Genomic DNA, 12,041 nt, shown 5'->3' on the forward strand with positions numbered 1-12,041 from the left:
ACAGGACATCCGCGCGCTGGGCGGGCAGACCATCCACAAGGTGTTCGGCCCGTCGAGCTATCGCGTCGATTCCAAGGGGGTGAGCCGGTACAACGGAACGGTCGTCGGCTGGCGCGGCCCCAACGGTGCCGGACCGTGGGAGTTCCGCACCCAGACCTTCGAGCAGTTGGCCCCCGCGCCCGCGAAATACCGGCTCAAGGCGCTGGTGAAGATGTAGCTGCCTCCGCCGTGCGCCGGGCATCTGCTCGACCGCGTTGTATCGCCATCAGAACGGCAGGATGATGTCAAGCAGCTGTTGGCCGTAGCGCGGCTGCTGGATGTCGCTGATGATGCCGCGCCCGCCATAGGCGATGCGCGCCTCGGCCATCCGGTCGTGCCGCACCGTGTTGTCGGAGCCGATGTCCTGGGTGCGGACCACGCCGTTGATCGAGAGCTCGCGCAGCTCGTTGTTCACGCGCACCTCCTGCTTGCCGTTCAGCACCAGGTTGCCGTTCGGCAGCACCTGCGTGACCACGGCGGCGACGCGCAGCGTCACCTGCTCGGTGCGCTGGATCTGGCCCTTGCCGGTCGACCCGCCGGTCGAGGAGGCGGTGACCAGGTTTGCGGGATTGATGGTGCCCGGCAGGATCCGCGTGAGGCTCGACTCCAGCCCGAGCATCTGCGGCAGGCCGAGGTTCTCGTTGTTGTTGCGGTTGCGCGTCGAGCTGTTCTCGAGCTGGGCCTCGTCGCGGATGCTCACCAGGACCGTGATGATGTCGCCCACGTTCGTTGCGCGCTGATCCTTGAAGAAGGCGCGCGAGCCCGGCCGCCACAGGCTGTTGGCGGTCCGCTCGGGCACCTGCGGCGTCGGCATCGGCATCGACACCGGGCGCCAGCCGGGTTGCGCGGTCGGGTTCTCGATCTGAGAGAGCTGCGGACCGCGGCCGATCTCGGAGAGACGCTGCGGCGCGTTGCACGCCGAGAGCATCACGGCAGAGGCGAGCAGGAGGAGGCGGATGGTCATCGGATCAGCTCCGCGCGGCGGTTGGAGAAGCGTCGATCGGTGGGGCGCGAGACCGGCATGCTGCCCGGGGTGACGCGCACGCGGCCGGGACCGATCACGGTCGCCTCGACCACGGCGCGGCTGGCGATGTTGAGCACCTGGACGATGTCGCCGCGTGCGCCGTTGTCGAGTGCGCGGCCCTGGGCAGTCACGGCGAGCCCCGGGACCTCGATCGTCATCACGACCGGGGAGTCCTTCATCACCACCAGCCGCCCGCCGAGTTCCGACAGCCCGATCGGCGTGCCGGGGGCGATCGGCCGCCGCACCACCTGTCCGGCGAGCTCGCTCGGATCGAGCACGACGTCGGCCGGCACCCGATCGGGCGACAGCTTGGCGATGCGCACGTCGCTCGGCGTGACCGCCGTGCCGGCGGCGATCCGGCGGACGGCGACCGGCACCGCGACCAGGTCGGTCACGCGCCCGGCGAGGCGCGTGCGCAGCGGCTGCTCGTCCGGGACGATCGCAGCCAGCGTCGCGGCAAACCGGCCCGAGGCGTGATCCCAGGCGAGGTCCTCGATCAGGAGCTGCGGCGTGCCCGCCAGCGGCACGGTGGGCGGCGTGAACGGCTGGACCTCGATCCGCGCGTCGGGGCTGCCGCCGGCCCCGGCGGCGAGCAGCGCGTCGCGCAGCACCGCCTCGACCTCCTCGCGCGCGATCGCCCGGCCGGGCCGTTCGACCACCGTCGGGCCGCCGCCGACCAGCGTCAGGCCATTGTCGCGCGCGATCGCGGCGAGCTGGCCGATCGGGACGATGTAGCGCTGGCCGGGTGCCGGCGCGGGACCCAGCACGCGCTCACCGCGCGGCCCGGCATTGTCGAACAGATCCACGAGCCGCACCTGCGGCGTGTCGATCACGACGCGCGCGCGCGCAATGGCCTCGCCCGCGGCCTCGGCCGGCACGGCGACCAGCAGGGACAGCGAAAGCAGGAACCGTCGCATCATCGACCTCACCGCAGCCTGGTCAGGGTGGAGAGCATCTCGTCGGAGGCGGTGATCACCTTGCTGTTCATCTCGTAGGCGCGCTGCGCGGTGATCAGCGAGGTGATCTCGGAGACCACGTTCACGTTCGAGGTCTCGATGAAGCCCTGCATCAGGTTGCCGTAGCCGGGTCCGCCGGGCACGCCGATCTGCCCCTGGCCCGAGGCCGGGGTCTCGAGGAACAGGTTGTCGCCGATCGCCTCCAGCCCGCCCTCGTTGGCGAAGATGGCGGTCGTGATCTGGCCCACGTTCGCCGGCGCGATCTGGCCGTCCAGCTTCACCAGCACCTCGCCGTTGGCGTTGATCGTGACGTCGCGTGCGGCCTGGGGGACCAGCACGCCGGGCAGCAGCCGGAACCCGTCGGCCGTCACCACCTCCCCGTTCGGGCTCAATCCGAAGGTACCGTCGCGGGTGTAGGCGAAGTCGCCGTTGGGCAGCTCGATGCGGAAGTAGCCCGGCCCGCGGATCGCGATGTCGAACCGGTTCTCGGTCTGTTGCAGGTTGCCCTGCTCGTGGATCCTGTAGACCGCCGCGGTCTTCACGCCGAGGCCCAGCTGCACGCCGGCCGGCACGATCGTGCCGGTGTCCGAGCTGGTTGAGCCGACCCGGCGCATGTTCTGGTAGATCAGGTCCTGGAACTCGGCGCGCCGACGCTTGAAGCCGGTGGTCGACATGTTGGCGATGTTGTTGGAGATCACCTCGACATTGGTCTGCTGCGCGAGCATTCCGGTCGCGGCGATGTGCAGGGATCTCATGGTCCGCTCTCCTTCCGATCGGGTCAGCCGCGGCGCCGGGTCAGGCGCTCGATCGCCTGGGTCTGCCGCTCGCCCTCGCGCTCGATGAACTGCGAGGCGAACTGGAACTCGCGCATCTGCGCCATCAGCATGGTCAGCTCCACCACCGACTGGACGTTGGAGTCCTCGACCACGCCCTGCATCACCACCGGCGCCTCGACAGGCAGCGGCTCGGCGTCGGCGGCGTAGAGATTGACCCCCTCGGCCCTGAGCGCCTGCGGGTCGTCGAAGCGGACCACGCGGATGCGGCCGATCTGGCCGTTCTCGGTGCCGACGGTGCCGTCGGTCGCGATGCTGATCTGGCCCTCATCCGGGCCGATGACGATCGGCTCGCCGCCCTCGGTGAGCACCGGAAAGCCCTCGGGGCCGACCAGTCGGCCATCGGCGTCGAGCGTCAGGCGTCCGTTGCGGCTGTAGCGCTCGCCGCGCGGGGTGTCGAACACCAGGAAGCCGTCGTCGGCGAGCGCCACGTCCAGCGGATTGCCGGTGGTCTGCAACGCGCCGGGGCGCATCTCCCGGTGCGTGCCGCGGTCCTGCACGAACTGCACCGTGCGCGCGGCCGTGGGCTGATCCACCCGGCGCTGGTTGACCAGATAGTCGCTGAACAGCATGCGCGAGGCCTTGAAGCCGGGCGTGTTCGCGTTGGCGATGTTGTGCGCCGTCATGTCGGTCTGGCGCTGCAGCGCGACCATGCGGGAGAGGGCGACGTAGCCGGTGGTGTCCATGGTGAGCGTGTCCAGGAGGTGCGTCGCATCGGCCGTCGCAAACGCCGTGCCAGGCCCTGGACCGCACGTTTTCCGCGGCGTTCCGCGACGACGGCGGCTGCGGCAGCGCCCCTTCGGCAAACCCTGCCCGGCAAGCGGCGCTCGACGGGCGACGCGGCGTGCCGTGCTGCCCGGCGCGGCGATCCGCGTCCCTTTCAAGCTTCCTTAACCGCGCCCGCTGCACACACATGCCTGCGGAGGTCAGGGCGACATCCGCCAGAGTGGAATGGGAACGCAGGCCATGGCCGGCAGCGCGTCGGTAGCGGAGGACGATGCGGCGACAGCGGAACAGCCCGCGCCCACCGGGCGGCGGAAGCTGATCCTGCTGGCGGCCCCTGTCGTGGTGGCGGCCCTTGGTGGCGGTCTGTGGTTCAGCGGTGTGCTGCCAGGGCTGCTCGGCCTCGGCGGTGCCTCGGAACCGCCGGCCGAGGTGCAGATCGAGCCCGCGCTGTTCTCGATGCCCGACATCATCGTCAACCTGAATGTCGGTGCCGGGCGGCGGCCGTCCTATCTCAAGCTGGTCGCGCGCATCGAGATCGCCGACAGCCGCGACCTGCCGTCGATGGACGCTGTGGTGCCGCGGCTCCAGGATCTGTTCACCACCTATCTTCGCGAACTCCGCCCCGAGGAGCTGCGCGGCTCGGTCGGCATGCACCGGCTGCGCGAGGAGCTGACCGCGCGCGCCAAGGTGGCCGCGCATCCGGTCGCGGTCACCGACGTCCTGTTTGTCGAGATGCTGGTGCAATGAGCGGCACGCCCGAGACCGAACTTGACGACGCGGCCCTCGCGGCCGCCTGGGGTGCCGAGGTCGAGGGCAGCGACGGCGGCGAGGATGCCGGCCCGGACGCCGCGCGCGTGCTCAATCAGGCCGAGATCGACAGCCTGCTCGGCTTCGACAGCGGCCCGTCCTCGGATGTCGAGCTCTCGGGTATCCAACGGATCATCTCCTCGGGCCTCGTCACGTACGAGCGTCTGCCGATGCTCGAGATCGTGTTCGACCGCCTGGTGCGGATCATGAGCACGTCCTTGCGCAACTTCACCTCCGACAACGTCGAGGTGTCGATCGACAACATCGTTTCGCTCCGGTTCGGCGACTACCTGAACTCGATCCCGCTGCCGGCGATGCTCGCGGTGTTCAAGGCCGAGGAGTGGGACAACTACGGGCTGATGGTGGTCGACTCGGCGATGATCTACTCGATCGTCGACGTGCTGCTCGGCGGACGGCGCGGCACCGCGCAGATGCGCATCGAGGGCCGCCCCTACACCACGATCGAGCGCACACTGGTCGAGCGGATGATCCATGTCGTGCTGGCCGACCTGTCCCAGGCCTTCGATCCGCTCTGCCCGGTGAACTTCCGCTTCGAGCGACTCGAGACCAACCCGCGCTTCGCGGTGGTCAGCCGTCTCTCGAACGCGGCGGTGCTGACCAAGCTCCGCGTCGAGATGGAGGACCGCGGCGGCCGGCTCGAGCTGCTGCTGCCCTACGCAACGCTCGAACCCGTGCGCGAGATGCTGCTGCAGCAGTTCATGGGCGAGAAGTTCGGTCGCGACAGCATCTGGGAGACCCACCTCGCCGAGGAGCTTTGGGAGACCGACGTCGAGCTGTCCGCCGTGATCGACGAGCAGTGGACCAAGCTCTCCGACGTCATGTCGTGGCGCGAGGGCAGCCGCATCGTGCTGAACGCGACCGCCGAGACGCCCGTCAGCCTGCGCTGCGGCGGCGTGCCGCTGTTCCAGGGACGGATGGGACGCCGCAGCGGCCGGATGGCCGTGCGGATCGAGCGTGACGTGCCGCGCCGGGAAGGGGAGCCCTGATGATCACGCTGCTGCAATGGGGCCTCGAGGCGCTGCTGCTGGTGCTGCTCGCCGCGACACTTCTCTACGCTGTCCGGCTCGAGCGGCGGCTCGGCGTGCTGCGTCGCGACAACGCAGCGCTCGAGGCCCTGGTCGCCGGCTTCAACGAGGCGACCGCGCGTGCCGAGGCCGCCACCGCGCGGCTGCGCGCCGCCGCCGAGGGCGCGGGTCATCAGGTGGCCGAGCAGACCGAGGCGGCCGAGCGGCTGAAGGGCGACCTCGTGTTCCTGATCGAGCGCGGCGAGGCGCTCGCCGACCGGCTCGACGTGCGGGTGCGCGAGGCGCGCGCGCTCGCCAATGCGCCCGAGCCGCGTGGGGCCGCGCGTGCCATGCCCGAGACGGCCGATGCGCCCAAGCTGCGCAGCCAGGCCGAGCGCGACCTGATGCAGGCCCTGAGGCTCGCCCGATGACCGTCAGACCCCCCCGCCGCGCCAGCGCGCGGCTGCTGCCCTTCGTGATCGTCACGCTTGCCGCATTGCTGACCGTGCGCATCGCCGCCCTGATGATCGGCATTCCGCTCGGCCCCGCGCCCGACAGCGCGGTCGGCCTGCCGATCGTTCCGGCCGCACTGGCCGCGCGCGGCGAAGACCAGGCACGTCCGCCCCGGCCCGCGGCACGCACGGAGGCGCCACCCGCTGCCGCACCGGCCCCGCCGGCCGAGAGCGTGCCGGCGCCGCGCTTCACCCAGCCGAGTGCGGCCGAGATCACGGTGCTCGAGGATCTGCGTGCGCGCCGGCTCGCGCTCGACGAGCGGGAGCGCACCATTGCCGAGCGCGAGGCCGTCGTGGTCGCCGCCGAGCGCCGGCTCGCCGAGCGGATCGAGGAACTCCAGCAGCTTCAGCAGCGGCTCGAGACGCTGGATCAGGCGGCGCGCGAACGCGAGGACGCCGGCTGGCGCGGCCTCGTGAAGATCTACGAGACCATGCGTCCACGCGATGCCGCGCGCATCTTCAACGAACTGGAAATGCCCGTGCTGATAGAGGTGGTCGAGCGCATGCGCGAGCGCAACGCCGCGCCGATCCTCGCCGGGATGAACCCCGACAAGGCGAAGGCACTGACGGCAGAACTCGCGCAGCGCCGCGCCCGCTCGCCCGAGGACGGCGGGGCGGGCGGCTGACCCAGGCAATCCGGCGGCTTACCGGTCGCCGTCAGTGAAGGAGCGTGGCTGCGTCAATGGACAAGAACATGAACATCCTCATCGTCGACGACTACAAGACGATGCTGCGGATCATCCGCAACCTCCTGCGCCAGCTCGAGTTCAACAACGTCGACGAGGCGACCGACGGCGCACAGGCGCTGACGATGCTGCGCAGCGGCAGCTACGGCCTGGTGATCTCGGATTGGAACATGCAGCCGATGACGGGTCTGCAGCTGCTCCAGGAAGTGCGCGCGGATGCCAAGCTGCGCAACCTGCCGTTCATCATGATCACGGCCGAGAGCAAGACCGAGAACGTGATCGCGGCGAAGCAGGCCGGCGTCTCGAACTACATCGTCAAGCCGTTCAACGCCGAGACGCTGAAGGAGAAGATCGAGAAGGTGCTCGTCCATGCCTGACGGCACCAACGGCCCAGGCCCCGCCGCCCTGGCGGAACGGCTCGCCGTGCTGCGCATGCGCCATCGCGACGCGACCACGCCCGAGGCGGTGGCCGAGATCGTCGAGCAGGTGCTCACGACGCTGCATGGCGACCTGACCGCGGGCGAGGCGACGCTGCTGGCCGAGGTCGAGCAGATCGGGCGGACGATCGCTGCGGCGAAACAGGAGATCGCCTCACTGCAGGTCGAGGACATCAACCGTGCCTTCATCCCGTCCGCCACCGACGAGCTCGATGCGATCGTCGAGGCGACGGCGCAGGCCACCAACGAGATCCTCGATTGCTGCGAGACGTTCGAGAAGGCGGCGGGCGAGATCGGCGGAGTCAGGGGCGAGGCGATCCAGGCAGCGGTCACGCGGATCTACGAGGCGTGCAGCTTTCAGGACATCACCGGCCAGCGGATCACCAAGGTCGTCCGCACCCTGAAGTCGATCGAGGACCGTATCGCCGCGATCGTGACGACGTTCTCCGACCGCGCGCCCGGCGCCGATGAAGCTGCGCCGCGCGGCACCATTGCCGACGCGCCCTCACTCCTGAACGGCCCGCAGCTTCCCGGCGCCGGCGTCGGCCAGGCCGAAATCGACCGTCTGCTCGCGAGTTTCGACTGATGCACGGATACCGGCTGCTTGCCCTTTCGCTCATCCTCGTCACCTCCACCGCGCTGGCGGACGAGCCGGTCGCGGTCCGCGCCGGCAGCCATCCCGGATTCGGACGGGTGGTGTTCGAGTGGCCGGCCGCGGTCGGCTACACCGTGGCGCGGGAGGGTGACAGGATCCTGCTGTCCTTCGAGCGCCCCGGCCGGTTCGCGACCGAGGGGGTGCGGCAGCGGCTGCCGCGGCAGATCACCGCGCTCGATCCCGCGGGGACGGCCGCCGCGATCGACGTCGCGCCCGGCGCATCGCTGCGCCACTACCGCCTTGGCACGCGCATCGTGCTCGACGTTTCGACAGGCGATCGGACACCGCGCCAGCCCCTGAGCGTGGCCGCTCCTGTCGTCGCGCCGCTGCCGCTGCCGCCTGTCCTTCCGCCCGTCGCGGGGCGGGTGGAGCCCGATCAGGCGGCGGCTCCTGCGCCGGCACCGCTGTCTCCTTCGCGGCTGCAGGATACGCCTGCCACGGCAACTCCGGTTTCTCCCTCCCCCCCAACGCGATCGGCCGATCCGGCACCGACCGTTCAAGCCGACGCGCGTGCCCCGGAGGCACCCGGCCGCGAGACCATCGCCGTGCCGCCAGCCGACGTTCCGGCGGCGATCCCGGCGGCGGCACCGGCGCCCGCGCCCACGGCCGCGGGGCCCGTGACCCTCACTGCGCGGGCGGTCCGCAACGCGCCGCACCCGTCCGTCGTGCTGCCGTTCGCGGAGACCACGGGGTTTGCGGTGCTGCGCCGCGGCGACTGGATCTGGGTGGTCGCCGACGAGGCCCGGCCGATCGACCTCCGGCCACTGCGCGCCGACCCGGTGTACGGCTCGGCCGAGGTGGCGGTCACGCCGACCGCGACCGTGATCCGGGTCAAGCTGCCGGGCGAGGCCGCGATCCGCCTCGCGCGCACCGAGCGCGGCGTTCGGCTTGAGTCCCTTCCCGACGGATTCCCGCCGGGCAACGCGCTTGCCGCCGCGGTGCGCGAGGAGAACGGGCGTGTCGGGCTCTCCGTCGCGGCGCCCGGAGCCGCCGCGGTCGTGCATCTCAGCGACCCGGATACTGGCGAGCGTCTGCTGATCGGCACGCTTGCCGACGGTGACGGCCGTGTGCCCGTGGGTCGCGCCTATCCCGAGTTCTCGCTGATGCCGACACAGCGGGGCGTAGCCGTGCTCGCCTGGTCCGAGCACATCACGCTGCGCCCTGCCGACAACGCCTTCGCGGTCGCCGCAGGCCAGACCATGCCGCGTGGGCTCGCGATCACGCCGGGCCAGCAGGGCGTCGACCTCTCGCTCGCAACCCGAGCGCCGACGCGCAGCTTCGACATCCCGGCGCTTTCCGAGCAGGCGCTCGCCGAGCGGCTGCGGCTGCTGCGCGCCGAGACGGCGGCCGCCCCGCCGCTCGCGCGTGCCCGGCCGCGCATGATGCTGGCCGAGACCATGCTGGCACTCGGCTTCGGCCCCGAGGCCTACGCCGTGCTGGCGCTTGCCGCGACCGAGGACCCCGTCGCCGCCGCGACGCCGCGCTGGGCGGCGCTCGCCGGTGCGGCCGCCCTGCTCGCCGGCCGGGTCGAGGAGGCGCGCGTACCGCTCTCGGACCCGCGCCTCGACGGTACCGATGAGATCACGCTCTGGCGCGCCTGGCTCGCTGATCAGACCGGCACGCCAACCTCCGTGACCGCGCCGCAGTTCGCCGCCTCGGCCCCATTGCTGCCGACCTATCCGCTACCGCTCGCACGCCGGATCGCCCCGGCCGCGGCCGAGGCGATGCTCGATGGCGGCGAGGTCGAGGTGGCCGACGCGCTGCTGGCCCGGCTCGGCGAGCTGCCCGAGCTCGCGCTCGCGCGGGCGATGCTGATCGAGGCGCGCGGGCGGATCGACGAGGCACTCGAGGCCTATGCGGCGCTCGACCGGTTGCGCGACCGTCGCCAGCGGGTGCGTGCGCTCGCGCGCGCGATCGAACTCGGCCTGCGCGAGGGCCGGCTCGGGTCGCCCGAGGCTGCGGCCCGGCTCGAGCCGCTGCTCTATGCCTGGCGCGGAGACGCGGCCGAGCGCGCGCTCCGGCTCCGCGCGGCCGAACTCCGCGCGCAGTCCGGCGACTGGTCTGGCGCGCTCGCGCTGCTGCGCGAGACTGCGTCGCTTTTCCCGGACCGCCCGGGCGACATCCGCGCGCGGCTCGGCGAGGCTTTCGCCGCGCTGTTCCGCGACGGCGCCGCCGACACGCTGCCGCCGGTCGAGGTGATCGCGCTGTTCGAGGAGAACGCGGATCTGCTGCCGCCGGGCCAGGCCGGCGACGAGATCGTCGCACGCTTCGCCGAGCGGCTGGTGGCGCTGGATCTGACCGCTCGCGCCGCGGTGACCCTGCAACGGCTGATGGACTCGCAGCCGGAGCGCGGCATCGACCGGGCGCGCACCGGACTGAGGCTGGCCCGGCTCAAACTCTCGGACGGCGATACGGCTGGCGCGCTCACCGTGCTGTCGGCGAGCGAGCCGCACCTGCCGCCGCCCGCGCTCGGGGCAGAGCGGCTGGTGCTGAAGGCGCGCGCCCTCGCGGCCGGGGGTGACGTGCCGGCCGCGCGGGCCCTGCTCGCGCGTGCGGACGACCCGCGCGTGCTGGACGCCCGCGCGGAGCTTGCGGCGCAGGTCGGCGACTGGGCGGACGCGGCCGCGGCGCTGAAGGTGTTCGCGCGGACCAGCCTGCCGCCACCCGGAGCGCCGCTCGATGCGGAGCAGCGTCGTGTGCTGCTGCGCCTCGCCGTCGCGGCCTCCCTCTCGGGCGATGCCGCGACGCTCGCCACGCTGGCAGGCGATCACGGTGCCGCGATGCAGACCGGACCGCTCTCAGAGCCGTTCCGGCTGCTGACCGGCGGGCCGGTGCGTGGCGCCTCCGATCTGCCGCGTGTCTCCGCCGAACTCCGCCTCGCGCGCGAGATGCCGCGCATCCTTGCCGTGCTTGCCACCAGCGCACCGCGCTGAGCCCGGCGCGGGGCGGGACCGCCCTATGCACCGGCAGGGACGATTAAGGCTTGCATCGCGGGGGAGGGTGCCTCAAATACCGCCGCCTTGACCGCGCCCGCTGGTCATCTGCTGGTTGGAAAGGGGTTCGCCATGAACGCTCTCACCCGACTGGGGATGGTCTCGGACTCTCCGAGCGAAGCCCAGACGATCGATCGCCCCGGCACCGAGTGCTCGGAGGACAGGAAGGACTATTTCGTCGAGCGGAACGGCGTCAGGTTCGCCGGCACGCATCTGCTCGTCGATCTGTGGGGAGCCTCGCAGCTCGACGACCCCGAGCATATTGACGCGGCGCTGCGCAAGGCCGCCGAGACAGCCGGCGCCACGATCCTGCACGGGCACTTCCACCACTTCACGCCGAACGGGGGCGTGTCCGGGGTGCTGGTGCTCGCGGAGAGCCACATCTCGATCCACACCTGGCCCGAGCGCGACTACGCCGCGATCGACATCTTCATGTGCGGCGCCTGCGATCCATACGATTCGATCCCGGCGCTCAAGCGTGCGTTCCGTCCGGAGCGCGTGCTGCTCGGCGAGCAGAAGCGCGGCATGGTGGGCTGAGGGGCCGGCGCCGGTCGGTCCTGCCTTCCGTCAGCGGGTATGCGTCTCGGGCGCGGCGTGCCGCACCCGAGACGCGCCGACGCGAGGACGATCATGAGCTCCGCTGAGATCTGGCTGAACGAGACGCTCTATCCGGCGTGGGGACAGCGCTTCCGTGTAGCGCGCGAACTCGCGCGCGTGCGCTCCGCGTTCCAGGACATCGCCATCGTCGAGACCGAGAGCCACGGCCGCGTCCTGGTGCTGGACGGCGTCATCCAGATCACCGAGGCTGACGAGTTCATCTACCAGGAGATGCTCGCGCACGTGCCGCTGATCGCGCATGGCGAAGCGCGCCGCGTCCTGATCATCGGCGCGGGCGACGGCGGGGTGCTGCGTCGAGTGCTTGCCCACCGCGCCGTCGAGCGTGCGGTGATGGTAGAGATCGACGGCGAGGTGATCCGGCTCTGCCGCGCGCACATGCCGGCGATCTCGGGCGATGCCTGGAGCGATCCGCGTGCCGAGGTGATCGTCGGCGACGGGATCGCTCATGTGCGCGAGGCGGCGGAGGCGAGCTACGACGTCATCATCGTCGACAGCACCGACCCGATCGGCGTCGGCAAGGTACTGTTCACCGATGCGTTCTACGTCAACTGCGCGCGCATCCTGACGCCACGCGGGGTGATCGTGAACCAGTGCGGCGTGCCGTTCATGCAGGGCGACGAGCTGCGCGACACGAGCCTGCGCCGGCGCAAGGTGTTCGCCGACGTGCACGCCTATGTCGCCGCCGTGCCGACCTATGTCGGCGGCTTCATGACGCTCGGCTGGGCTGCGA

14 protein-coding genes are annotated in these 12,041 nt (G+C 71.3%); 10 read left to right on the forward strand and 4 right to left on the reverse strand.

Features of this window, described 5'->3' with window-relative positions; translation table 11 throughout:
- Positions 1 to 217: hypothetical protein (locus tag ACTIFU_RS18875; protein WP_439579866.1), on the forward strand; the 217-nt coding region annotated here is incomplete at its 5' end.
- Between the two features lie 48 nt (positions 218 to 265).
- On the opposite strand, the gene flgH is transcribed toward ACTIFU_RS18875, so the two are convergent.
- Genes flgH through flgF form a run of 4 tightly spaced genes read right to left on the reverse strand, consistent with a single transcriptional unit; the run spans position 266 to position 3,538 of the window.
- Positions 266 to 1,003 (reverse strand): flagellar basal body L-ring protein FlgH, encoded by a 738-nt coding sequence (gene flgH, locus ACTIFU_RS18880; protein ID WP_439579867.1) that lies wholly within the window; start codon positions 1,001 to 1,003, stop codon positions 266 to 268.
- The gene (gene flgA, locus ACTIFU_RS18885; protein WP_439579868.1) at positions 1,000 to 1,983 is read right to left on the reverse strand and encodes a flagellar basal body P-ring formation chaperone FlgA; all 984 of its coding nucleotides are present in this window, start codon (positions 1,981 to 1,983) and stop codon (positions 1,000 to 1,002) included. The genes flgH and flgA overlap by 4 nt, the downstream gene beginning before the upstream one ends.
- Before the next feature lie 5 nt (positions 1,984 to 1,988).
- Positions 1,989 to 2,774 (reverse strand): flagellar basal-body rod protein FlgG, encoded by a 786-nt coding sequence (gene flgG, locus ACTIFU_RS18890; RefSeq protein ID WP_439579869.1) that lies wholly within the window; start codon positions 2,772 to 2,774, stop codon positions 1,989 to 1,991.
- Positions 2,775 to 2,797: 23 nt separating this feature from the next.
- The gene (flgF, locus tag ACTIFU_RS18895; RefSeq protein WP_439579870.1) at positions 2,798 to 3,538 is read right to left on the reverse strand and encodes a flagellar basal-body rod protein FlgF; all 741 of its coding nucleotides are present in this window, start codon (positions 3,536 to 3,538) and stop codon (positions 2,798 to 2,800) included.
- Between the two features lie 280 nt (positions 3,539 to 3,818).
- Between flgF and ACTIFU_RS18900 the strand changes: the two genes are divergently transcribed.
- The 9 genes from ACTIFU_RS18900 to speE form a co-directional block, all read left to right on the forward strand.
- Positions 3,819 to 4,325 carry a flagellar basal body-associated FliL family protein gene (locus ACTIFU_RS18900; RefSeq protein ID WP_439579871.1) on the forward strand — a complete coding sequence of 169 codons (507 nt, stop codon included), beginning with the start codon at positions 3,819 to 3,821 and terminating at the stop codon, positions 4,323 to 4,325.
- The gene (gene fliM, locus ACTIFU_RS18905; protein ID WP_439579872.1) at positions 4,322 to 5,392 is read left to right on the forward strand and encodes a flagellar motor switch protein FliM; all 1,071 of its coding nucleotides are present in this window, start codon (positions 4,322 to 4,324) and stop codon (positions 5,390 to 5,392) included. Before ACTIFU_RS18900 ends, fliM begins: the two co-directional genes overlap by 4 nt.
- Positions 5,392 to 5,841 carry a DUF6468 domain-containing protein gene (locus tag ACTIFU_RS18910; RefSeq protein WP_439579873.1) on the forward strand — a complete coding sequence of 150 codons (450 nt, stop codon included), beginning with the start codon at positions 5,392 to 5,394 and terminating at the stop codon, positions 5,839 to 5,841. The genes fliM and ACTIFU_RS18910 overlap by 1 nt, the downstream gene beginning before the upstream one ends.
- Entirely contained in the window at positions 5,838 to 6,548 is a 711-nt protein-coding gene (locus tag ACTIFU_RS18915; RefSeq protein WP_439579874.1) for a MotE family protein, read from the forward strand. The genes ACTIFU_RS18910 and ACTIFU_RS18915 overlap by 4 nt, the downstream gene beginning before the upstream one ends.
- Before the next feature lie 68 nt (positions 6,549 to 6,616).
- Positions 6,617 to 6,985 carry a chemotaxis response regulator CheY gene (locus ACTIFU_RS18920; protein WP_439579875.1) on the forward strand — a complete coding sequence of 123 codons (369 nt, stop codon included), beginning with the start codon at positions 6,617 to 6,619 and terminating at the stop codon, positions 6,983 to 6,985.
- Positions 6,978 to 7,631: a protein phosphatase CheZ gene (locus ACTIFU_RS18925; RefSeq protein ID WP_439579876.1), complete on the forward strand. Its 654-nt coding sequence runs from the start codon at positions 6,978 to 6,980 to the stop codon at positions 7,629 to 7,631. The genes ACTIFU_RS18920 and ACTIFU_RS18925 overlap by 8 nt, the downstream gene beginning before the upstream one ends.
- A complete protein-coding gene (locus ACTIFU_RS18930) occupies positions 7,631 to 10,633 on the forward strand; it encodes a hypothetical protein (protein WP_439579877.1) in 3,003 nt (1,000 codons plus the stop codon). Before ACTIFU_RS18925 ends, ACTIFU_RS18930 begins: the two co-directional genes overlap by 1 nt.
- A 132-nt stretch (positions 10,634 to 10,765) precedes the next feature.
- Positions 10,766 to 11,230, forward strand: a complete 465-nt coding sequence (gene speD / locus ACTIFU_RS18935) for an adenosylmethionine decarboxylase (protein WP_439579878.1) — start codon at positions 10,766 to 10,768, stop codon at positions 11,228 to 11,230.
- A 93-nt stretch (positions 11,231 to 11,323) separates the two neighbouring features.
- The coding region (gene speE / locus ACTIFU_RS18940) for a polyamine aminopropyltransferase (RefSeq protein ID WP_439579879.1) at positions 11,324 to 12,041 on the forward strand (718 nt) is incomplete at its 3' end.

This window comes from Elioraea sp. (genome assembly GCF_051860475.1).
Lineage (GTDB): Bacteria > Pseudomonadota > Alphaproteobacteria > Acetobacterales > Acetobacteraceae > Elioraea.

Bases quoted from the DNA above. Each gene is read 5' to 3' on its own strand.
- fliM (WP_439579872.1), top strand. From the start codon at position 4,322: ATGAGCGGCACGCCCGAGACCGAACTTGACGACGCGGCCCTCGCGGCC.
- ACTIFU_RS18900 (WP_439579871.1), top strand. From the start codon at position 3,819: ATGGCCGGCAGCGCGTCGGTAGCGGAGGACGATGCGGCGACAGCGGAA.
- flgG (WP_439579869.1), bottom strand. From the start codon at position 2,774: ATGAGATCCCTGCACATCGCCGCGACCGGAATGCTCGCGCAGCAGACC.
- ACTIFU_RS18910 (WP_439579873.1), top strand. From the start codon at position 5,392: ATGATCACGCTGCTGCAATGGGGCCTCGAGGCGCTGCTGCTGGTGCTG.
- ACTIFU_RS18920 (WP_439579875.1), top strand. From the start codon at position 6,617: ATGAACATCCTCATCGTCGACGACTACAAGACGATGCTGCGGATCATC.
- flgA (WP_439579868.1), bottom strand. From the start codon at position 1,983: ATGATGCGACGGTTCCTGCTTTCGCTGTCCCTGCTGGTCGCCGTGCCG.
- ACTIFU_RS18930 (WP_439579877.1), top strand. From the start codon at position 7,631: ATGCACGGATACCGGCTGCTTGCCCTTTCGCTCATCCTCGTCACCTCC.
- speD (WP_439579878.1), top strand. From the start codon at position 10,766: ATGAACGCTCTCACCCGACTGGGGATGGTCTCGGACTCTCCGAGCGAA.
- flgF (WP_439579870.1), bottom strand. From the start codon at position 3,538: ATGGACACCACCGGCTACGTCGCCCTCTCCCGCATGGTCGCGCTGCAG.
- ACTIFU_RS18915 (WP_439579874.1), top strand. From the start codon at position 5,838: ATGACCGTCAGACCCCCCCGCCGCGCCAGCGCGCGGCTGCTGCCCTTC.
- ACTIFU_RS18925 (WP_439579876.1), top strand. From the start codon at position 6,978: ATGCCTGACGGCACCAACGGCCCAGGCCCCGCCGCCCTGGCGGAACGG.
- flgH (WP_439579867.1), bottom strand. From the start codon at position 1,003: ATGACCATCCGCCTCCTCCTGCTCGCCTCTGCCGTGATGCTCTCGGCG.